Below are 20,677 nucleotides of genomic sequence, written 5' to 3'. Positions count from 1 at the left end.
CGCCAGTAATCCTGTAGGAGCTGGCGAAGCCTGCGATCTTTGGCGTCTTTACAGGCGCCAAAGATCAAAAGATCGCAGCCTGCGGTAGCTCCTACGCGGATGCAGCGTTACCAGCAGATGCCTTCGGTCCGGCCACTGACACTGGTGGCCTGGGACATGAAGCCGACCAGGTCGACCACTTGCTTGCCGGCAGGTGCGTTCTCGGCCAGGGCGCGGAACTTCTCGTCGCGGTTGCCGAGGATGATCACGTCGGAGTTGCCGATCACTTCGTCGAAGTCCGAGTTGAGCAAGGACGAGACGTGAGGGATCTTCGACTCGATGTAATCCTTGTTCGCACCGTGGACGCGGGCATATTCGACGTTGCTGTCGTAGATGCTCAGGTCGTAGCCTTTGCCGATCAGCATTTCCGCCAGCTCTACCAGCGGGCTTTCGCGCAGGTCATCGGTGCCGGCCTTGAAGCTCAAGCCCAGCAGGGCGACTTTGCGTTTGTCGTGGCTGGAAACGATGTCGAAGGCGTTCTGCACCTGAGACACGTTGCTGCGCATCAGCGAGTTGAGCAGCGGCGCATCGACGTCCAGGGTGCTGGCGCGATAGGTCAGGGCACGGACGTCCTTTGGCAGGCAAGAGCCGCCGAATGCAAAGCCTGGACGCATGTAGTACTGGGACAGGTTGAGCGTCTTGTCCTGGCAGACCACTTCCATCACTTCGCGACCGTCGACACCGACCGCTTTGGCGATGTTGCCGATCTCGTTGGCGAAGGTCACTTTGGTCGCATGCCAGACGTTGCAGGTGTACTTGATCATCTCGGCGACTTCGATGTCCTTGCGGATGATCGGCGCGTCGAGCTCTTCGTACAGCGATTGCAGAACATCACCGGAGGCGGTGTCGAACTCGCCGATCACAGTCATCGGTGGCAGATCGTAGTCAGCGATCGCGGTGCTTTCACGCAGGAACTCAGGGTTGACCGCGACACCGAAGTCGACGCCGGCTTTCTTCCCGGAGCAGTCTTCGAGGATCGGGATCACCACGTTCTTCACGGTGCCCGGCAATACGGTGCTGCGAACCACGATGGTGTGGCGGGTGGTCTTGTCACGCAGAACAAAACCGATCTCGCGGCATACCGCTTCGATGTAGTTGAGTTCCAGGTCGCCGTTTTTCTTGCTTGGCGTCCCGACGCAAATCATCGACAGGTCGGTGTCACGAATCGCTTCGGCGAAGTTGGTGGTGCCACGCAGACGACCGGTCTCGATGCCCTGGGTCAGCAGCTCGCCCAGACCCGGTTCAACGATCGGTGATTTGCCGGCGTTGATCAGGTCAATCTTGTCTTTGGAGATGTCTACGCCAACGACCTCATGGCCTCGTGCAGACAAGCAGCCGGCACAGACTGCACCGACGTAACCCAAACCAAATATGCTGATGCGCATCGCATTTACCTCTGTAATTTATTACGCCATTAGATGGCCGGAATTAATGATGTTCAGCGGTCATAGTGCACTCGAAAGTGTGACCGTAAGGCGCCACAGGCCGTGTGCAGGCATACTAAGTTCCGAGTGTCTAAATAAAGCACTCAAGGTGTGCGAAACTTGGCCTTATTGTTATGACCTGCCCTGATATGCAGCCGGTCTTCCTGGGGAAGACATTCGTGCAAAGAATTTCTCGCACTCGATAATTGACTTAAAGCCATTAAAATCAAGTGGTTATGCACTCAGGTGAGCGCAATTATAGGGGCGCGGCCATGGCCTTATAGGGGATAGTGATGTTGCCTTATCTCCCGTCCTTCACGTTTATTCCACACCAGGGATCAGAGTGTCGAAGTTCATGTGACAACTTCGCTACGGTGATCGCCTTGCTACGTAAGTTATCTCGTACGTTCCCAAAGATAATCGTTACCGGTGGTATGAACGACTCATCTGGACATAGTTCCTGCCCGCCCATCCTGAAATCTGAAATCTCTTGAAATATTGCCAAAGATGGCACCGCTTTCAAATTGATATCATCGGCCATATGGCCCTTTATTAACGGGGGATGAATCGCTTTGGATGGGTATATGCCACTATCCTCAAAAAAAATATGTGCCACTACGAAAAAAAGTGACATATATCGAGCGAATGAAAAGTTCAAAATGATTAAGAGGTATTTTTGACGCCAAAAAAATGGCGTATTCGGTAGGGGAAATCGGAGGGGAATAGCGGTCGGCGCACGTGCCTGAAAATGACGTGCGCCGAAAGAGTGCGTTATTCGGCGGCGTGGTCGCGCAGAAAAACCAGGGTGTCGGGTTTCGACTGTTCGGCACTGAAGCGGTAACCCTGCGCATCAAATTGCTTGAGTGCGGCGGGGTCGTTGATCCGCTCTTGAATAACGAAGCGGCTCATCATGCCCCGGGCCTTTTTCGCGTAGAAGCTGATGATTTTGTACTGACCGTTTTTCAGGTCCTTGAACTCGGTGTTGATAATTCGCGCATTCAGCGACGAGCGCTTGACCGCCGAGAAGTATTCGTTGGACGCCAGGTTGAGCAACAGGTCATCGCCTTGCTCGGCGAGGGCTTCGTTCAGCCACTCGCTGATCCGGGTACCCCAGAAGGCATACAAATCCTTGCCACGGGCATTGGCCAGTTTGGTGCCCATCTCCAGTCGATACGGTTGCATCAGGTCCAGTGGGCGCAACAGGCCGTACAGGCCCGACAGCAGGCGCAAGTGTTGCTGGGCGTAAGCGAAATCCGCCTCGCTGAAGGTTTCGGCATTCATGCCGGTATACACGTCGCCTTTGAACGCCAGCAGTGCCTGCTTGGCGTTGTCCTGGTTGAAGCCCGGGGTCCAGCTGCCAAAACGCGCGGCGTTGAGCCCGCCGATCTTGTCGGAGACGTGCATCAACTCACTGATCTGCGCCGGGCTCAGCTCGCGTAACTGCAGGATCAGTTCCTGTGAGTGATCGAGGTATTGCGGCTGAGTAAAGCGCTGGGTTACCGGCGGGGACTGGTAATCGAGGGTCTTGGCTGGGGAAATCACCATCAGCATGAAGTCGTCTCCTGAAATCGTCGGGGGATTCTAGGGGGTTGTCGGAGTTGACTCCAGCTATCAAGGTCATAGGTGATCGGCGGCGGGCACGGTCCCCTGTGGCGAGGGGGCTTACTGTGGCGAGGGGGCTTGCTCCCGTTCGGCTGCGCAGCAGTCGTAATTCAGCAGATGCGTTTTACCTGACACTATGAGGTTGCTGATTTCAGGACCGCTGCGCGGCCCAACGGGGGCAAGCCCCCTCGCCACAGGGAACTGCGGCGCATATCAGCTATAGTGCGCCGCGGGTTTTGTTATGGAGACATCCCTTTGCGTATCGCCTTCGTTTTCTCGGCCTGGCTGTTCAGCCTCGGCGCTATCGCCGCGCCAGCTGACGTCGCCACGCTGGACCGCAGTACCTGGCCGGAGCCGCTGAGCAGCCCGACCCTGTTCGACGTGGCGTCGCGGGCGGAGATCCTCACCTTCGCTCGCGCCTTGCTCGCCAGCGAGGCGCTGGACGAGGCGGCGTTGAAGCAGCGGTTGGGGCTGCGGATGATCAATCTGGAGTCGATCGATCGCGTTCGTCAACGGATGTGGCAGCGCTTGCTCGCCAACTACAACTTCGCCCAGCAAAGCTGCGATCAGGACGCGTCTTTCTGTTATCTGGTCGAAGACCTGGACAGTCTGCGCGATCAGGCCGGCAAGTTTCAGGTCGCGGCCGATTCCTACTACACGCGCTGGGCCGAGCCGAGCCGGATGTTCCATGAGCGCTATCTGGACGAGCAGCTGCGCAAGGCGGCGTTGTTCCCGCAAACCAGCAGCGAAATCGATCGTTTTGGCGACTACGAGCGCAACGGCGACGAACTCAACGACCGGCTGTTTCTACTGACCTTCGACAGCGCTGCCGCCGCCTCGCCGGATAACAGCGCCAGGGTCGCCGAGTACCTGCGCGAGTCGAACCTGAGCGGGAGTTTTTTTGTCCTGGGCAGCGATATTCAGACGCGATTGACCCAGCGCTCGGTGGCCGATCTGCAAGCGCTGTACTCACAGCAGTGCGTTGGTGTGCAGGGCTGGGAGTACCGCTCCCATAGTCATTGGCAGGACTGGCAAAACTCGATCCAGCGCAGCGTCGAACTGCTCAAAGGCAAGCTGCCGGAGAACTACGTACCCCTGTTTCGCCCGCCCTATGGCCAGCGTCGCGCCGATGGCGAAGGTTTTTTCAAGGCTCAGGGTTTGCAGGTGGCCTTGTGGGACATCGATCCACAGGATGCAGGCGGCAAGCTCAAGGCTCAACAGAGTGGCGAGCGGGTGTTGACCCTGATGTTGCTGTGGCGCCGTGGAGTGATCAATTTTAATGTAAAACAGGATGCGGTAAAAACCGCGATGCCTTGGTTGATCACCCAAACCGCACAAAGCGGGATCGGCTGGGAGGATTGCCAGGACGCTTTTCGCTGAAAAGACCAAAGGCCAGCAAATGCTGGGGGAAAGGCTGAAAAGAGAAATTTTTACGAAGATTTCATTGCAGGCGGACTTCCGACTTTAAACGGGGTGATGGCAGTCCGCCAAGTGCTATTGGTCACTCTGAAAAATAAACTTCAAAAAAACGTCAAAGTACTTTTTTCTGTCATGGGTTTTAGAGTATTACGAAGACAGACCGCCGAAACCTGCAACACAGGTGGCGTCTTCCAAGACCCCTTGTGTGCAGTTCACTTGAGTCCTGCTCTTTTTAGGTAGGGCGGGGTGAATTCGGTGGCCACTTCGAGGCGCAGCACTGTCACGGTATTGCGTCGACTGGCTCCCACAAAGGTGACCGAGTATGGATGATCACGGACGTAGTTCTTCCTCCAACCAGCCAATCCTTTATGTACTCGATACCAACGTATTGATTCACGATCCAAACGCTCTGCTTAACTTCGAAGAACACCACGTCGCGATCCCGATGACCGTGCTTGAAGAGCTCGACAAGCTCAAGAGCGGGCATCACAGCGTGGCTGCGGAATGCCGTCAGGCCATACGCCTGATCGACAAGACCCTGGGCGACGCCAGCCCTGAAGACGTTGAACTGGGTGTGCCGATCCAGCGCGGCAAAAGCGGGCCCAAGGGTTTGCTGTCAATTCTGATGAGCAAACGCGCCGAACCTAACATCATTCTGCCCGAGCATCTGAACGACAACATCATCATCAACCAGTTGATCGACCTGCACGCGCGCGAACCCAAACTGCCCGTGGTGCTGGTCACCAAAGACATCAACATGCGCCTCAAGGCCCGGGCTTGTGGGATCGCGGCCGAGGACTACAGCACCGACCAACTGGTTGACGACGTCTCGCTGCTGCCTAATGGTTATCACAACATGGACGGCTCCTTCTGGGACCGCGTGAAGAATGTCGAAACCCGTCAGGACCACGGTCGCACCTGGCATCAGGTGCAGTTGATCGACAACCTGCCGGCGGTGCATATCAATGAGTTCATCATCGACGAACAGGGGTTTGTCGGCTGGATCAAGGAGATCGAGGAAGACCGGCTGCTGATTCTCGACCTGCACCAGGAACCCCTGTTGCACCAGGAAGCCTGGGGCCTGAAACCGCGTGACATCTATCAGAGCCTGGCGCTGTACGCCTTGCTCGATCCGGATATTCATCTGGTCAACCTGTCCGGGGCAGCAGGGTCCGGTAAAACCATCCTGGCACTGGCCGCGGCGATCGAACAGACCATGGTCAGCAAACGCTATCGGCGGATCATCGCTACTCGTAGCGTGCAGGGACTGGACCAGGAGATCGGCTTCCTGCCCGGCACCGAAGCGGAAAAAATGGAGCCTTGGCTGGGTGCCATCACCGACAACCTCGAAGCCTTGCACATGGACGACGAGAGCACCCATGGCAGTGTCGACTACATCCTCAGCAAAGTGCCGTTGCAGTTCAAATCCCTCAACTACATTCGAGGCCGCAGCTTCCAGCAGAGTCTGATCCTGATCGATGAATGCCAGAACCTCACCCCGCACCAGATGAAAACCATCATCACCCGTGCCGGTGCCGGTTCCAAAGTGGTGTGCCTGGGCAACCTGGCGCAGATCGACACCCCTTACCTGTCCGCGACCAGTTCCGGGCTGACCTACCTGACCGAACGCTTCAAAGACTTCCCCAACGGGGTGCATATCACCCTGCAAGGAGTGCCTCGTTCGATTCTGGCCGAATACGCCGAATCGCATTTGTAACCTCTGCGAACCGGGCGGGCCAAAGCCGCCCGGTTTCATTCTGACAAACGACGATCCCCCGTAGGAGCTGCCGCAGGCTGCGATCTTTTGATCTTGCAGGAGCTGGCGAAGCCTGCGATATTTTGGCGTCGGCAAGATTGATGAAGATCAAAAGATCGCAGCCTGCGGCAGCTCCTACATAGGGCCGGCGGTGATCTTGCAATCAAACGTGCGAATAATTGACCCGCAGGTTTACAATCGACGCTCCTGATCAGGAGTAACCCTGTGCTGACTCATCTCGATTCCCAAGGTCGCGCCAATATGGTCGACGTCACCGAAAAAGCCGTGACGTCACGTGAAGCCACGGCCGAAGCGCTTGTGCGCATGCTCCCCGAAACCCTGCAGATGATCGTCAGCGGCGGTCACCCCAAGGGTGATGTGTTCGCCGTGGCGCGGATTGCCGGGATTCAGGCGGCGAAGAAAACCTCAGATTTGATCCCGCTGTGCCATCCGTTGCTGCTGACCAGCGTCAAGGTCGAACTCAGCGCCGAAGGCGAGGACGCGGTGCGCATCGTGGCCCGCTGCAAGCTGGCCGGGCAGACCGGTGTCGAGATGGAAGCGCTGACCGCCGCCAGTGTCGCCGCGCTGACCATCTACGACATGTGCAAGGCTGTGGATCGCGGCATGATCATCGAGAACGTGCGCTTGCTGGAGAAACTGGGCGGCAAGAGCGGCCACTATCAGGTATCCGAATAATGAAAGTGACGGTGAAGTTTTTTGCCCGCTACCGCGAGGCGCTGGGTGTGGACTCGTTGAAGGTCGAAGGCGACTTCGCTTCGGTCGATGATGTGCGAGTGCTGTTGGCACAGCGTGACGGCGCCGAGGTGTTGAGTGAACAGAATCTGATGTGCGCGCGCAATGAAGACCTGTGTCAGCTCGACGAGCCACTGGCCGACGGCGATGAAGTGGCATTTTTTCCCACCGTGACCGGAGGCTGAGCATGGCGATTCGCGTGCAATCCATGGCGTTCGACCCGGGCGCTGAAGTCAATGCGATGCACGCGGCGAATGTCGGCGTCGGTGCGGTGGTGAGTTTTGTCGGCTACGTGCGTGACTTCAACGATGGGCTTGAGGTTGCCGGAATGTTTCTTGAGCACTACCCGGGCATGACCGAAAAAGCCCTCGGCAAGATCGCCGTCGAAGCCGAACAGCGCTGGCCTCTGCTCAAGCTTGAAGTGCTGCACCGGATCGGCGCTTTGGAGCCGGGGGAACCGATCGTCTTCGTCGGCGCCGCCAGTGCCCACCGCCAGGCCGCGTTCGACGCCTGCGCCTTTGTCATGGACTACCTGAAAACCCGTGCGCCGTTCTGGAAGAAAGAAAACACCAGTGATGGGCCTCGCTGGGTGGAAGGGAAGGACAGCGATCATGCGGCGGTGGAGCGCTGGAGCAAATAAACAGGCTGCCCATTCTCTGTCGGCTGTAAGTCAGTCATCGCGAGCAAGCTCGCTCCTACATTGGATCGGTGTGATCACTTTTTTTGTGTTCACCACAAGTTCACTGTGGGAGCGAGCTTGCTCGCGATAGGGCCATCAGCAGCATCCTCTACCTTTCAGGTTCACCCCATTCATCCTCGCGACCAAAGGAAGAATGAAGTGCGGCCACTCGATTGACGAACAATACATAAAAGTCCAGTATGGAATTATAAGTACAAAAAAGGCGTCTCACGTTTCACTTTTTCTTCTCTCTTGCCAAACCAACAACAACCCGCGAGAAAATGAACATGAAGAAACTCACCCTCATCAGTGGCCTGGCCCTCAGCCTGTTGGCATGCAGCAGCCTGTTCGCCGCCGAGAAACCCCTGCGCATTGGCATTGAAGCGGCGTATCCGCCGTTTGCATTCAAGACTTCCGAGGGGAAAATCAGCGGCTTCGACTACGACATCGGCAATGCGCTGTGCGCGCAGATGCAGGTCAAGTGCGAGTGGATCGAGAGCGAGTTCGACGGCCTGATTCCATCGCTGAAGGTGAAGAAAATCGATGCCGCGCTGTCGTCGATGACCATCACCGCGGAGCGCAAGAATTCGGTCGACTTCACCCACAAGTACTATTTCACTTCGTCGCGACTGGTGATGAAGAAAGGCGCTGTGGTGGATGATCAGTACGCCAGCCTCAAAGGCAAAACGGTTGGCGTGCAACGGGCCACCACCACTGATCGTTACGCTACCGAAGTCTTCGAGCCCAAGGGGATCACGGTCAAGCGTTACGGCAACAATGAAGAGATCTACATGGACCTCGCGTCTGGTCGCCTGGACGCCATTTTTGCCGATACCATTCCTCTGGATGATTTCCTGTCGATGCCACGTGGCGCCGATTACGCCTTTGTCGGCCCGGAACTCAAAGACCCGAAATACGTGGGTGAGGGCGCCGGGATCGCCGTGCGCAAGGGCAATACCGCTCTGGTGAGCCAGCTGAACAAGGCCATCGACGACATTCGCGCCAATGGCGAATACCAAAAGATCCAGGCCAAGTACTTCAAGTCGGATATCTACGGCGACTGATCGCGCACGCCAGGTATTGCGATGGTGCCTGGCGGTGCGGAAAAGATCGCAGCCTGCGGCAGCTCCTACAGGATCGCATGCTCCTGCAATTTCACAGGTGTACTCGGCCAGTGTAGGAGCTGCCGCAGGCTGCGATCCTTTGATCTTCAGCCCTTCAATTCCTTCAATTCCTTCAAATGCTTGTACACCGTCGCCCGCCCCATATTCAGCACATTCGCCACGTAATTGGAGGCGCTTTTGCCTTTGAAGGCGCCTTCGGCGTGCAGGGCCAGCACCAGCTCGCGTTTGTGCTCGCGGGTCAGCAGGTTGAGGCTCAACTGACGTTCGCGCAGCCATGCGTGCAGGAAGGTGTTGATGCGCTCCTGCCAGTCGTCACGAAACAGTGAGTCCGGTTGCGCAATCAGCTTGCTCGGCGACAGGAACAGATCCAGCGCGGCCTTGGCGTTTTCGAACAGCGAGATATTCAGGTTGATGCACAGCACGGCCAGCGGTTGACCATTGCTGTCGCGCAGCACGCTGCTCAGGCTGCGGATTTTCTGGCCGTCCCAGTTGAGCTTTTCGTAGGGACCAATGTTCCGTTCGCTGACCTCTTCACTGAGCATGTCTTCCAGTGCCGCATCGTCGCCCACTTCGCGCTTGGACAGGTTGTTGGCGATGTAGTCGATCTTTTGCGTGCGCAGGTCGTGCAGCACCACCTCGGCGTGGGGGTAAAACAGCGTGGCAATAGCATCGGCAATCGCCCGGAAGTTATCCAGGGCGGGGTCTTGTCGAGGTGGTGTCATAGGGTGTTGCTCCAGGCAGCGTTCAGCGCCCTATCGGTAAGGGCGCTGGGAGTTTGCCGCAATCGAGGCGGGTCGTCACCTGAGGGTGCTAACCCAGGCGAGCGGGGGAGAGCATGGCGGCGCTCAGGCCAAAGCGTGTCAGCTGTTCCGGCAAGGCATCGCCACGTACCAGGGCGGCAGCGGCCTGGCCCATGGCGGGTGAGGTCTGGATTCCGTACCCGCCCTGAGCCGCGACCCAGAACAGGCCGGGCACCTGCTGATCGAAGCCGCACAGCAGATCGCCGTCACTGACGAAACTGCGCAACCCGGCCCAGGTTCGGGTCGGCCGGCGAATGGTCAGGGTAGTGGCTTCCTCGATCTGGTAAATACCCATGGCGATGTCCAGCTCTTCGGGCTGCACGTCGTGGGGCTCGACCGGGTCGGCGTTGGCCGGGGAGCCGAGGAACATGCCGGCATCCGGTTTCATGTAGAACGACTCGTCGAGACTGACCAGCATCGGCCAGTCGTGGATATCCAGCCCTTCGGGACCGGCGAAGATAAACGCTGCCCGGCGCTTGGGTTGCAGGCCGATCGCCTTGGCCCCGGCCATCTCGCCGATTTTGTCGGCCCAGGCGCCAGCCGCATTGATCACCACTGGAGCGCTGAAGGTTTGTCCGGCAGTTTTCACCTGCCATTGGCCCTGGGCGTCACGGCTCAGGCTCTGCACTTCACAGTCGGTATGCACTTCACCCTGATTGCGTCGGATACCCCGCAGATACCCCTGATGCAGGGCGTCAGTGTCGATGTCGCTGGCACTCGGGTCGTAGATCGCACCGTGGACTTTTTCCCGGCGCAGGATCGGCAATCGAGCACAGGCTTCGTCGGCGCTGAGCAGCTGCATCTCAGGCACGCTGGCCTTGGCGCTCAGGTATTGATTATTCAGCTCTTCGGGGTCGCCGGTGAAATCCACGGTCATTTCCCCGCGCGGAGTCAGCAACGGATGCTCGCAGAAACCCGCCGGTGGTGCATCGAAGAAGTCTCGGCTGGCCAGGGTCAATGCGCGGACCTGAGACGTGCCATAGGCGGCGGTGTACAAGGCGGCGGAACGTCCGGTGGAGTGATAGGCCGGATGCGCTTCGCGCTCCAGCACAATCACCCGAGTGTGACGTGACAGGAAGTAACCGGTGGACGCACCGGCGATACCACCGCCGATGATGATGAAATCTGCCTGAGTCATGGGGTTCTCCTGGAAATTGTGAGCCTGAGTCTGGCGGGGCTTTTTGTGGCGAGGGAGATTGCTGTGGCGAGGGGGCTTGCCCCCGCTGGAGCGCGAAGCGGTCCTAAAATCGGTAACCGCATTTTGTCAGGTAGAACGCGTCAACCGTTTTACGACTGCTTTGCAGCCGAGCGGGGGGAAGCCCCCTCGCCACAGGGGACCGTATCCGGGCTGTGTTAGCTATTGCGCTGTAACTGGTAGAGCGCATTGGCCAGTGCGATGTCTTCCAGGCCCAGGCCGATGGAGCGGAAGAACACGTGACGGTCGTAGGCTGGACGTGGTGTCTGTTCGCTGAGCAACTCTGGCAGATCGCCGCGAATGGCACTTTTATCCCAGCCATGCTGCTCGCTGGCGATCAGCATTTCTCCAGCCGAGCCAGGTGTGGTCTGACGATAGTCGCAATAGACCTGCATTTCATTCAGCGCGTGCGGCGGCACTTCGTGAGCTCGCGGTGCGTTGGTGCTGATCGAGGTGATCAGTGCCGGTTTGCTCAAAGTAAGCGGATCGATCACCGGGCCAGCCGAGGAAGTGCAGAGCATGATGACGTCGACATCGCTGAGCGCTTCCTCACGGCTGGCAACGATCTGCAGGCGCGGATCAAGCGCGCGCAGTGACGCCAGCGCTTCCGGACTTTTGTCCGCCAGGCCCGGCGAATAGAGATTGATGCTTTGCCAGTCGCGCAGGTTTTTCGCGTAGTGCAGGTGCGCCTGGGCTACAGGGCCGCTGCCAATGATGGCCAGACGCTGGGCATCAGGCGCGGCGAGCGCATCAACCGCCACCGCGGTGGTCGCGGCGGTGCGGGCGGTGGTCAATTCGCCAGCGTCGCACAGCAGCAATGGCTGGCCGGTTTCCATCGACATCAACAATGTCCAGGCGGTGACCAGCGGGCCTTCGCTGCGTACGATATAGGGCGAGGTTTTCACCCCGTAGACGCGGTCTTCGGCCAGAACCCCAAGGTAGTTGATGAAATCGCCAGCACCGTGGGGGAACTCCACCAACTGCTGGGCAGGTTGCACCGCTTGCCCGGCAGCCAGGTCACGGAACAGCTTGCGCAGGATCTGCGGCACGTCGACTTGCTCGAGGAGCTGGCGGGCCTGGGTCTGGGCGATCACATAAGGCGTGCTGGACATGCAGATGCTCCCGTGGAGATGAAAGTAAACTAATTTGTCCATTATGGACTTATAGTTCTCGCTGACAATATCCAGACGAAAAAAAACGCAGGCCGTTTCCGGTCTGCGTCTGTTTTATTGCGCCGGGTTTTACGGGTGCTTGCGCTCTACTGCGCGCAGCAGATGCGTGGGTGGAGTTTCGCAACTGATCTTGCGACCCAGCAGCGCCTCGATGGACGGTAGCTGGTAGGAGTCATCTTCACCGGCAAAGCTGATCGAAACACCGCTGGCGCCAGCCCGACCGGTACGGCCGATGCGGTGCACATAATCGTCCGGCATTTCCGGCAGGGTGAAGTTGATCACGTGGCTGATGCCATCGATGTGAATCCCGCGGCCGGCGACATCGGTGGCGACCAGTACGCGGATCTTGCCTTCGCGAAAGCCTTCCAGGGTCTTGATGCGCTTGTGCTGCGGCACGTCGCCGGACAGCTGCGCGGCGTTGACGCCGTCACGCACCAGGCGTTCTTCGATGCGCCGCACCTCATCCTTGCGGTTGGCGAAGACCATCACCCGTTCCCAGCCGTTGTCGTTCACCAGATTGTAGAGCAACTTGTATTTATCGCTGCCGGCGACGGCATAGATGTGCTGCTCGACCATGTCGCTGGCGACGTTGATCGCTTCGATTTCGACAATGGCCGGATCGGTGGTCCATTGCTTGGCCAGGTTCATCACGTCTTCAGTGAAGGTCGCGGAGAACAACAGCGTCTGACGCTCGTTTTTCGGTGGGGTCTGGCGAATGATCTGACGCACTTGCGGGATGAAACCCATGTCGAGCATGCGGTCAGCTTCGTCGAGCACCATCACTTCGACCATGTCGAGGTGGACGTCACCGCGCTGGTTGAAGTCCAGCAGGCGGCCGGGGGTGGCCACGAGGATGTCGCAGTGGCGGGCTTCGAGGTGCTTGAGTTGCTTGTCGAAGTCCATGCCGCCGACGAACGTCATGACGTTCAGTCCGGTGTATTTGGTCAGATCGGCCGCGTCCTTGGCGATCTGGACCACCAGTTCGCGGGTCGGAGCGATGATCAGCGCCCGCGGTTCACCCATGTAGCGCTCTTTGGGCGGCGGGGTCTGCAACAGCTGGGTGATGATCGAGATCAGGAACGCGGCGGTTTTACCGGTGCCGGTCTGGGCACGCCCGATGGCGTCCTCACCCTTGAGGGTGAAGCCCAACACCTCGGCCTGGATCGGCGTGCAGTACGGGAAACCCAGGTCCTGGATCGCGTGCATCAGTTCTGGTGCAAGTTTGAAATCGTGAAAGCGGGTTTTGCCTTCCTGGGGTTCGACGACGAAATCTTCGAGTTTCCAGGGTGTGACTGGCGGTTTCGGCGCGCGTTGGCGGCGAGGTTGCGCAGGTTTGGCTTCTTCGCTGCGCGGTTGCTCGCAGGCCGGAGCCGCAGCAGGTTGGGCGACGGCTGTGCTCACCGGCTCTTTCTTGGGTACGGCCCCAGACACTGCGCGATCCGGCTGATTAGCGTCGGTGCGGGTTCCGGAGCTGTGGGAAGGTGCAATAGAGCCAGGCGCGAGCTGCTCAGCCTCGCTTTTACCAAACATTTTCTTGAGTGCTTTGAGCACGGTCATCTCATCAAATTGGTTAAGTGCCGGGCAGTGTAATGCAAGAATCGGGCGCGGCGTAGCTCATTGGTCATACGGCTACAGGAAGTTTCAGTTTTCAGCGCAAACGGTCGGCGAGCCAGGCGCCAATGTCGCGAATTTCTTCGGGTAACACTTCGTGGCCCATTGGGTATTCCTGCCATGTCACGGTGACATCAAGTCGTTTCAAGTGCTCGTAAGCGGTTCGGCCCATGGCGTTTTGTACGACCTCGTCGTAATGACCGTGCAGGCAATACACCGGAATCCGTTGTTGGCTGGCGGACAATTGCAGTTCGTCACTGAAGGTTGGTGCATAAGTGGAGAGGGCAACTACGCCACCCAATGGTCCTTGCCACTTCAAAAAAGCGGTGTGCAGAACCACCGCGCCACCCTGTGAAAAACCGGCAAGAAAAATCCGCGAGGCGTCTATTCCGCTGGCGCGCTGTTCTTCAATCACATTGATCAGCGTTTGCGCGGACTCATCCAACTGCTCGCAGTTGATCGCCCGGGCCGGGCTCATGGCCAGAATGTCGTACCAGCTGGGCATCTCGTAACCGCCATTGATAGTCACGGCGCGGGTCGGTGCCTGAGGCAAAACGAAGCGGGTGGTCAGCAGTATTTCTTGCAGCGCTTCGGCCACCGGCAGGAAATCGTAGCGGTCGGCACCCAGGCCGTGGAGCCAGATCACGCAGGCGTCGACGGGGTTGCTGGGCTGAAGAATCAAGGTCTGGGTCATGTCTGCTCCAATAGTGTGCGTGCGCGCTGATTGTGTGCGTGGTCAGAGTGCGCGCCTGGTTGATCAGTTACGAAGATGTCGCAAGGCTGCAAGTTTTGCTATTGACCTGTCACTAAAGCGCTTTAGCGCGCGGTTTGGTACGGCCTTTGCTATGGGGAAAGCTGTGCAGTAATCCTGCGCCGAGCGGTAACACTATCAGTCTACCTTCGGTTGTGGGATAGCAAAAAAATCCGCTGATGGACGTTCGCCAAAGGCCGCTACGGGCTTCGCGAACATGAAAGGGCTACAGCCCGTTCGGCCGATTGGTGAGAAGTGAGTTTTCCATTCTATGGATTTTCTCCTACGAGACTCATAGCGAAGGTCTTACGCCGCTTGACCCTAATAAAAGCCAACACGGGTCAACAGCGCCTCATAAGGGTGCGGCAAGGCTCAAGCTCCGACACAACAAGAGCAAGAACTGGAGGTTTGAATGAAGATGTTGAAATCCACCCTGGCTATCGTGACTGCGGCCGCAGTGCTCGGTGTCAGTGGGTTCGCTCAGGCGGGTGCAACCCTGGATGCAGTGCAGAAAAAAGGCTTCGTACAGTGTGGCGTGAGTGACGGTTTGCCTGGCTTCTCGGTACCGGACGCAACCGGCAAGATCCTCGGGATCGACGCCGACGTTTGCCGCGCTGTGGCCGCTGCCGTATTCGGCGACGCGACCAAGGTCAAATTCAGCCAGTTGAACGCCAAGGAGCGCTTCACCGCGCTGCAATCCGGCGAAATCGACGTACTGTCGCGTAACACCACCTGGACCAGTTCCCGCGATTCGGGCATGGGCCTGGTGTTTGCCGGTGTGACTTACTACGACGGCATCGGCTTTCTGGTAAACAACAAGCTGGGCGTCAAGAGCGCTAAAGAACTCGACGGCGCAACCATCTGCATTCAAGCCGGTACCACGACCGAACTGAACGTTTCCGACTTCTTCCGCGGCAACGGTCTGAAATACACCCCGATCACTTTCGACACCTCCGATGAAAGCGCCAAGTCGCTGGAATCCGGTCGTTGTGACGTACTGACCTCCGACAAATCCCAGCTCTACGCACAGCGCAGCAAGCTGGCGAGCCCGACCGACTACGTCGTGCTGCCGGAAACCATTTCCAAGGAGCCACTGGGCCCGGTCGTGCGTAAAGGCGACGAAGAGTGGTTCAGCATCGTCAAGTGGACCCTGTTCGCCATGCTCAATGCCGAAGAAATGGGTATTACTCAGAAAAACGTCGAAGCCGAAGCCAAAGCCACCAAGAACCCCGACGTTGCACGTCTGCTGGGTGCTGACGGTGAATACGGCAAGGATCTGAAACTGCCGAAAGACTGGGTTGTGCAGATCGTCAAGCAAGTGGGCAACTACGGTGAAGTGTTCGAGAAAAACCTCGGCAAAGGCACTCCACTGGCCATCGACCGCGGGCTGAACGCTCTGTGGAACAACGGCGGCATTCAATACGCACCACCAGTGCGCTGATGGTTCTATCACCCGGTGGGCCAACCACCGGGTGATGTTCTGTTCCATTATTTCTGGGGCACTTCATGCAAAATTCAATCGGCGCACCAAAGCAGAGGCTCAGCCTCAGCGATCCACGAGTGCGTGCGTGGGCATTTCAGATCATCACGATTGTCGCGGTGGTCTCGATGGGCTGGTATCTGTTCGATAACACCCAAACCAACCTTCAACACCGGGGCATTACCTCCGGTTTCGACTTTCTCGAGCGCAGCGCCGGATTCGGCATCGCTCAGCATTTGATCGACTACACCGAATCGGACAGCTATGCCCGGGTGTTTGTCATCGGCCTGCTCAATACCCTGCTGGTGACCTTCATCGGCGTCATCCTGGCGACGATCCTCGGCTTCATTGTCGGCGTTTCCCGGCTGTCGCAGAACTGGATCATCAGCAAGCTGGCGACCGTCTACGTCGAGGTCTTCCGCAACATTCCACCGCTGCTGCAGATTCTGTTCTGGTACTTCGCGGTGTTCCTGACCATGCCGGGGCCGCGCAACAGTCATAACTTCGGCGATACTTTCTTCGTCAGTAGCCGTGGCCTGAATATGCCGGCAGCCCTGACCGCCGACGGGTTCTGGCCGTTCATGGCCGGTATCGTGGTGGCGATCGTTGCCGTCGTGATGATGTGCCGCTGGGCCAACAAGCGTTTCGAAGCGACCGGTGTACCGTTCCACAAGTTCTGGGTTGGCCTGGCGCTGTTCCTGGTGATCCCTGCACTGTGCGCACTGATCTTTGGCGCTCCGTTGCACTGGGAATTGCCGAAGCTGCAAGGCTTCAACTTTGTCGGTGGCTGGGTGTTGATCCCGGAACTGCTGGCCTTGACCCTGGCCTTGACGGTGTACACCGCGGCGTTCATCGCCGAGATCGTGCGTTCGGGGATCATGTCGGTCAGCCATGGCCAGACCGAAGCAGCCCGTTCCCTCGGCCTGCGCAACGGTCCGACCCTGCGCAAGGTGATCATTCCGCAAGCGCTGCGGGTAATCATTCCGCCGCTGACCAGCCAATACCTGAACCTGGCGAAGAACTCCTCGTTGGCGGCCGGTATCGGTTATCCGGAAATGGTCTCGCTGTTTGCCGGTACGGTGCTGAACCAGACCGGGCAGGCCATCGAGGTCATTGCCATCACCATGAGCGTGTACCTGGCGATCAGCATCAGCATTTCCCTGCTGATGAACTGGTACAACAAGCGCATTGCGCTGATCGAGCGGTGAGGAAGCGCACATGACGACTCATATTTTCAAACCCGACATGCCACCACCGAGCAGCAGCATCGGTGTCGTGGCGTGGATGCGGGCGCACATGTTCTCCAGCTGGCTCAACACCCTGCTGACACTGTTCGCGTTCTACCTGATCTGGCTGATAGTACCGCCGATCCTGAGTTGGGCGATTCTCGATGCCAACTGGGTTGGCACCACGCGCGCCGACTGCACCAAGGAAGGCGCCTGCTGGGTGTTCATCCAGCAGCGCTTTGGTCAGTTCATGTATGGCTACTATCCGACCGACTTGCGCTGGCGGGTCGACTTGACCGTGTGGCTGGCGGTGATCGGCGTTGCGCCATTGTTCATCTCGCGCTTCCCGCGCAAGGCGATCTACGGCCTGGGCTTCCTGGTGCTCTATCCGATCATTGCCTACACCTTGCTGCACGGTGGCTGGTTTGGTCTGAGCGAAGTAGCGACCAGCCAATGGGGCGGCCTGATGCTGACCCTGGTGATCGCTACTGTCGGTATTGCCGGCGCCTTGCCACTGGGGATCATGCTGGCCCTGGGGCGTCGCTCGAACATGCCGGCGATTCGAGTGGTCTGCGTGACCTTCATCGAATTCTGGCGCGGCGTGCCGTTGATCACTGTGCTGTTCATGTCCTCGGTGATGCTGCCGTTGTTCCTGCCCGAAGGCATGAACTTCGACAAGTTGCTGCGGGCGCTGATCGGGGTGATTCTGTTCCAGTCGGCCTACGTGGCCGAAGTGGTGCGCGGCGGTCTGCAGGCGATTCCCAAAGGTCAGTACGAAGCGGCTGCGGCGATGGGCCTCGGTTACTGGCGTAGCATGGGCCTGGTGATTCTGCCGCAAGCCTTGAAGCTGGTGATCCCTGGCATCGTCAACACCTTCATTGCGCTGTTCAAGGACACCAGCCTGGTGATCATCATCGGCCTGTTCGACCTGCTCAACAGCGTCAAGCAAGCCGCCGCCGACCCGAAATGGCTGGGCATGGCCACCGAAGGCTATGTGTTCGCAGCCCTGGTGTTCTGGATTTTCTGTTTTGGTATGTCCCGCTATTCCATGCATTTGGAACGCAAGCTGGATACAGGCCACAAGCGTTAGGAGCGTAGTTTATGAGTGAAGCGATCAAACAGCCTGTGAGCCCTGAAGGCATTATTCAGATGCAGGGCGTGAACAAGTGGTACGGCCAGTTCCACGTACTGAAAGACATCAACCTGAACGTCAAACAAGGCGAGCGTATTGTCTTGTGCGGGCCGTCCGGTTCCGGCAAGTCGACCACCATTCGTTGCCTCAATCGCCTGGAAGAGCACCAGCAGGGCCGCATCGTCGTTGATGGCGTGGAACTGACCAACGACCTCAAGCAGATCGAAGCGATTCGTCGTGAAGTCGGCATGGTGTTCCAGCACTTCAACCTGTTCCCGCACCTGACCATCCTGCAGAACTGCACGCTGGCGCCGATGTGGGTGCGCAAGATGCCCAAGCGCAAGGCCGAAGAAATTGCCATGCACTACCTGGAACGCGTGCGCATTCCAGAGCAGGCGCACAAGTATCCGGGGCAGCTTTCCGGTGGTCAGCAACAGCGCGTGGCGATTGCTCGGGCACTGTGCATGAAGCCGAAAATCATGCTGTTCGATGAGCCGACTTCAGCCCTCGATCCGGAAATGGTGAAAGAGGTTCTGGACACCATGATCGGCCTGGCCGAAGACGGCATGACCATGCTCTGCGTAACCCACGAAATGGGCTTCGCCCGCACCGTGGCCAACCGCGTGATCTTCATGGACAAGGGTGAAATCGTCGAACAGGCCCCACCGAACGACTTCTTCGACAGCCCGCAGAACGATCGGACCAAGCTGTTCCTGAGCCAGATTCTGCATTGATGAGGTGAGCGCGGTTGCTGGGTGAACGTTAACGTTTGCCGCCTTGAAGCCCCGTTAGCTAACGCTTGCGGGGCTTTTTGGTACGTGCTGTTTACGTTGCCAGGGTATCGATTTTGTCGAGCGCCAAGCGTACGGCACGATGTGCGTTGAGCCGTCCGTAACCGTAGTAGTGGCTGTGACCGTTAGGGTCGTATTGGCCGAGAACGCCATCGTCGGGGTGACCGATCTTGTCGCAGCAATCGGCGAGAATTTTTCGCACATCTTCGCGTGTCAGTGCCGGATTGGCCGCAAGAACCAACGCCGCCACTCCGGCCGCTCCTGGGCAAGCGCTGGAGGTGCCGCTGAAAGTCTCGGTATATCTGCCTGACCCATCTACACCTGAGGTGCCGTTGTCAGCGATCTCGCCACTCAGGCTTGTGGTGCGTATTCCGCGCGTCTGTGGCTTTGAGGTGGTTGGCTTGAATTTCGGATCCGGGTGCTGCTGGTCGCCACTAGGGAAACAGCACCAGATCGCTTTGCCGAAGTCACTGTAGGCACTGCGGCGGTTCTGGTCGTTGCAGGCGGCGACTGCAATGACCATCGGATGGCTGGAATAACCGTCGATATCCACGCTCTCGTTGCCATTGCCCGCCCCGAAGAAGAGGACGCAGCCTTTTCCTTTGCGCCCTTTGGTGGCGGCGTACTGCATCGCCAACCGGGTACTTGCAGCCAAGGGGAATTCCTTCAGATGCCTGGGATCCGTCGGGTCGGCCCAATGCCCTTCGGCGGGCCCCCAACTGCATGAAATGATGTCAGCGCCGTTATCGGCCGCCCAGAAAAAAGCATCGGCTTCAGCCCGTGCGCCCAAGGGTTTGGTCAGCTTCAAAGGCATCAGCCTGGCTTGGGGAGCAACACCGCTTGCACCCTCCTGGCCATTGGCGCAGGCCACGCCTGCAGCCGCTGTACCGTGCTGTTCGTGTTGATTTTTTGGGCGTGGGCCGCTCTTGGCATTGAGACGATCGAAGTTCTGTGGCGCTACAATTTTCCCAGGGCCTGCGAACTCGGGATGGTCTATATCGAAAGCGTCATCAATGACCGCGATAACAACACCCTCACCTTGGCTCAGCGCATGGGCTGCCTCGACGTTGGCGCTGGCGTCGATATGAAGCTGATACGTCACAGTGGTTCTTTTCAGATGCCATTGATTTGGGTGAATGGCGCGCCGTTGCGGCTGCCGCAAAATTTCAGGATGGCAATACTCGACGTCTGTACGCTCAAGCAGATCCAGCGCGAATGAACATACACCCGACCCGCCGTGGTCTTTATGGTTCACGAAGAAAGCGTTGGTGGCGTAGGGAGCGTGCTGCTTTATTTGCAGACCAAGCTCTTCAAGGATTGCCTGGCATTGCGTCGGGGTGAGTTGATCAATGAACTTGAGAAAAATATTCTCCGTGTACAGCACGGGTTCCTGCGTATCCGGATCTATCAGCACGCTGCCGGCGAAGCGTAGCTGCGGCAAAGCGCGCAGCAGAGCTTTGCGTCTGGATAAACAGTTCACCGCCACAGGGACTTTGAAGACTTGAACACCTGCGTCGGCTACTTGCATGATCAGTTGGCCGTCGCCAATCGCCTCATGGGCGTCTTCGCAGTGAAGGGTCGATTCCAGACATTTTCCCGTATGGCTGCGAACGACGATCAGGTCGGGGCTCTTTTCAAGAAAAAAAGAGCATGAGTGGCGCGTGCCGAATTTGATTTCTTCCATGATTTCTCCCGTTGTCTGCTTCAAGGACCAGCAGGCTGG

At 58.1% G+C, this 20,677-nt stretch carries 18 protein-coding genes; 10 read left to right on the top strand and 8 right to left on the bottom strand.

The features are described 5' to 3' along the window. Positions 1–107: 107 nt before the first annotated feature. Both F8N85_RS13310 and yaaA read right to left on the bottom strand, forming a co-directional pair. Positions 108–1,424, bottom strand: coding sequence for a nucleotide sugar dehydrogenase (locus F8N85_RS13310; RefSeq protein ID WP_150804059.1), 1,317 nt, complete (start codon positions 1,422–1,424; stop codon positions 108–110). Positions 1,425–2,234: 810 nt separating this feature from the next. After that, complete coding sequence (gene yaaA / locus F8N85_RS13305) at positions 2,235–3,014, bottom strand: peroxide stress protein YaaA (RefSeq protein ID WP_150804058.1); 780 nt, start codon at positions 3,012–3,014, stop codon at positions 2,235–2,237. Positions 3,015–3,320: 306 nt separating this feature from the next. Here yaaA and F8N85_RS13300 point away from each other — a divergent pair, with 306 nt between their 5' ends. The 6 genes from F8N85_RS13300 to F8N85_RS13275 all read left to right on the top strand — a co-directional run bounded on the left by F8N85_RS13300 (position 3,321) and on the right by F8N85_RS13275 (position 8,736). Then, positions 3,321–4,445: a polysaccharide deacetylase family protein gene (locus F8N85_RS13300; protein WP_150804057.1), complete on the top strand. Its 1,125-nt coding sequence runs from the start codon at positions 3,321–3,323 to the stop codon at positions 4,443–4,445. Between the two features lie 361 nt (positions 4,446–4,806). After that, positions 4,807–6,201, top strand: a complete 1,395-nt coding sequence (locus F8N85_RS13295; protein ID WP_150804056.1) for a PhoH family protein — start codon at positions 4,807–4,809, stop codon at positions 6,199–6,201. Positions 6,202–6,465: 264 nt separating this feature from the next. Further along, positions 6,466–6,936, top strand: coding sequence for a cyclic pyranopterin monophosphate synthase MoaC (gene moaC, locus F8N85_RS13290; protein ID WP_150804055.1), 471 nt, complete (start codon positions 6,466–6,468; stop codon positions 6,934–6,936). After that, positions 6,936–7,178 (top strand): MoaD/ThiS family protein, encoded by a 243-nt coding sequence (locus tag F8N85_RS13285; RefSeq protein ID WP_150804054.1) that lies wholly within the window; start codon positions 6,936–6,938, stop codon positions 7,176–7,178. Before moaC ends, F8N85_RS13285 begins: the two co-directional genes overlap by 1 nt. Positions 7,179–7,180: 2 nt before the next feature. Next, positions 7,181–7,633: a molybdopterin synthase catalytic subunit MoaE gene (moaE, locus tag F8N85_RS13280; protein WP_150804053.1), complete on the top strand. Its 453-nt coding sequence runs from the start codon at positions 7,181–7,183 to the stop codon at positions 7,631–7,633. Positions 7,634–7,959: 326 nt separating this feature from the next. Further along, complete coding sequence (locus F8N85_RS13275) at positions 7,960–8,736, top strand: ABC transporter substrate-binding protein (protein WP_150804052.1); 777 nt, start codon at positions 7,960–7,962, stop codon at positions 8,734–8,736. A 146-nt stretch (positions 8,737–8,882) separates the two neighbouring features. Here the strand turns inward: F8N85_RS13275 and F8N85_RS13270 are convergent, their stop codons facing one another. The 5 genes from F8N85_RS13270 to F8N85_RS13250 all read right to left on the bottom strand — a co-directional run bounded on the left by F8N85_RS13270 (position 8,883) and on the right by F8N85_RS13250 (position 14,268). Then, positions 8,883–9,518, bottom strand: coding sequence for a transcriptional regulator (locus tag F8N85_RS13270; protein ID WP_150804051.1), 636 nt, complete (start codon positions 9,516–9,518; stop codon positions 8,883–8,885). Positions 9,519–9,606: 88 nt separating this feature from the next. Then, positions 9,607–10,734, bottom strand: a complete 1,128-nt coding sequence (locus tag F8N85_RS13265; RefSeq protein WP_150804050.1) for an NAD(P)/FAD-dependent oxidoreductase — start codon at positions 10,732–10,734, stop codon at positions 9,607–9,609. Between the two features lie 215 nt (positions 10,735–10,949). Beyond that, positions 10,950–11,903, bottom strand: coding sequence for an ornithine cyclodeaminase family protein (locus tag F8N85_RS13260; RefSeq protein ID WP_150804049.1), 954 nt, complete (start codon positions 11,901–11,903; stop codon positions 10,950–10,952). Between the two features lie 129 nt (positions 11,904–12,032). Continuing rightward, positions 12,033–13,520 (bottom strand): ATP-dependent RNA helicase RhlB, encoded by a 1,488-nt coding sequence (gene rhlB, locus F8N85_RS13255; protein ID WP_150804048.1) that lies wholly within the window; start codon positions 13,518–13,520, stop codon positions 12,033–12,035. 91 nt (positions 13,521–13,611) lie between these two features. Further along, entirely contained in the window at positions 13,612–14,268 is a 657-nt protein-coding gene (locus F8N85_RS13250; protein ID WP_150804047.1) for an alpha/beta hydrolase, read from the bottom strand. 469 nt (positions 14,269–14,737) lie between these two features. Between F8N85_RS13250 and F8N85_RS13245 the strand changes: the two genes are divergently transcribed. From F8N85_RS13245 to F8N85_RS13230, 4 genes are all read left to right on the top strand, one after another. After that, complete coding sequence (locus F8N85_RS13245) at positions 14,738–15,766, top strand: amino acid ABC transporter substrate-binding protein (protein ID WP_150804046.1); 1,029 nt, start codon at positions 14,738–14,740, stop codon at positions 15,764–15,766. Between the two features lie 65 nt (positions 15,767–15,831). Further along, positions 15,832–17,013 (top strand): amino acid ABC transporter permease, encoded by a 1,182-nt coding sequence (locus F8N85_RS13240; RefSeq protein WP_150804045.1) that lies wholly within the window; start codon positions 15,832–15,834, stop codon positions 17,011–17,013. Between the two features lie 10 nt (positions 17,014–17,023). Next, positions 17,024–18,121 (top strand): amino acid ABC transporter permease, encoded by a 1,098-nt coding sequence (locus tag F8N85_RS13235; protein ID WP_150804044.1) that lies wholly within the window; start codon positions 17,024–17,026, stop codon positions 18,119–18,121. A gap of 11 nt (positions 18,122–18,132) precedes the next feature. Then, positions 18,133–18,897: an amino acid ABC transporter ATP-binding protein gene (locus tag F8N85_RS13230; RefSeq protein WP_150804043.1), complete on the top strand. Its 765-nt coding sequence runs from the start codon at positions 18,133–18,135 to the stop codon at positions 18,895–18,897. Positions 18,898–18,988: 91 nt separating this feature from the next. On the opposite strand, the gene F8N85_RS13225 is transcribed toward F8N85_RS13230, so the two are convergent. Then, positions 18,989–20,638 carry a S8 family peptidase gene (locus F8N85_RS13225; protein WP_150804042.1) on the bottom strand — a complete coding sequence of 550 codons (1,650 nt, stop codon included), beginning with the start codon at positions 20,636–20,638 and terminating at the stop codon, positions 18,989–18,991. Positions 20,639–20,677: the final 39 nt, after the last annotated feature.

Origin of the sequence: Pseudomonas fluorescens, from assembly GCF_902497875.1 — a bacterium.
Lineage (GTDB): Bacteria > Pseudomonadota > Gammaproteobacteria > Pseudomonadales > Pseudomonadaceae > Aquipseudomonas > Aquipseudomonas fluorescens_BR.
Note: the sequence above shows the minus strand (reverse complement) of the source record. Positions and strands in the feature narration are given on the sequence as shown.

Excerpts from the sequence above, each read along its gene's own strand:
- F8N85_RS13310 (WP_150804059.1), bottom strand. The coding sequence starts at position 1,424 with ATGCGCATCAGCATATTTGGTTTGGGTTACGTCGGTGCAGTCTGTGCC.
- yaaA (WP_150804058.1), bottom strand. The coding sequence starts at position 3,014 with ATGCTGATGGTGATTTCCCCAGCCAAGACCCTCGATTACCAGTCCCCG.
- F8N85_RS13295 (WP_150804056.1), top strand. The coding sequence starts at position 4,807 with ATGGATGATCACGGACGTAGTTCTTCCTCCAACCAGCCAATCCTTTAT.
- F8N85_RS13285 (WP_150804054.1), top strand. The coding sequence starts at position 6,936 with ATGAAAGTGACGGTGAAGTTTTTTGCCCGCTACCGCGAGGCGCTGGGT.
- moaE (WP_150804053.1), top strand. The coding sequence starts at position 7,181 with ATGGCGATTCGCGTGCAATCCATGGCGTTCGACCCGGGCGCTGAAGTC.
- F8N85_RS13275 (WP_150804052.1), top strand. The coding sequence starts at position 7,960 with ATGAAGAAACTCACCCTCATCAGTGGCCTGGCCCTCAGCCTGTTGGCA.
- F8N85_RS13270 (WP_150804051.1), bottom strand. The coding sequence starts at position 9,518 with ATGACACCACCTCGACAAGACCCCGCCCTGGATAACTTCCGGGCGATT.
- F8N85_RS13265 (WP_150804050.1), bottom strand. The coding sequence starts at position 10,734 with ATGACTCAGGCAGATTTCATCATCATCGGCGGTGGTATCGCCGGTGCG.
- F8N85_RS13260 (WP_150804049.1), bottom strand. The coding sequence starts at position 11,903 with ATGTCCAGCACGCCTTATGTGATCGCCCAGACCCAGGCCCGCCAGCTC.
- rhlB (WP_150804048.1), bottom strand. The coding sequence starts at position 13,520 with ATGACCGTGCTCAAAGCACTCAAGAAAATGTTTGGTAAAAGCGAGGCT.
- F8N85_RS13250 (WP_150804047.1), bottom strand. The coding sequence starts at position 14,268 with ATGACCCAGACCTTGATTCTTCAGCCCAGCAACCCCGTCGACGCCTGC.
- F8N85_RS13245 (WP_150804046.1), top strand. The coding sequence starts at position 14,738 with ATGAAGATGTTGAAATCCACCCTGGCTATCGTGACTGCGGCCGCAGTG.
- F8N85_RS13240 (WP_150804045.1), top strand. The coding sequence starts at position 15,832 with ATGCAAAATTCAATCGGCGCACCAAAGCAGAGGCTCAGCCTCAGCGAT.
- F8N85_RS13235 (WP_150804044.1), top strand. The coding sequence starts at position 17,024 with ATGACGACTCATATTTTCAAACCCGACATGCCACCACCGAGCAGCAGC.
- F8N85_RS13230 (WP_150804043.1), top strand. The coding sequence starts at position 18,133 with ATGAGTGAAGCGATCAAACAGCCTGTGAGCCCTGAAGGCATTATTCAG.
- F8N85_RS13225 (WP_150804042.1), bottom strand. The coding sequence starts at position 20,638 with ATGGAAGAAATCAAATTCGGCACGCGCCACTCATGCTCTTTTTTTCTT.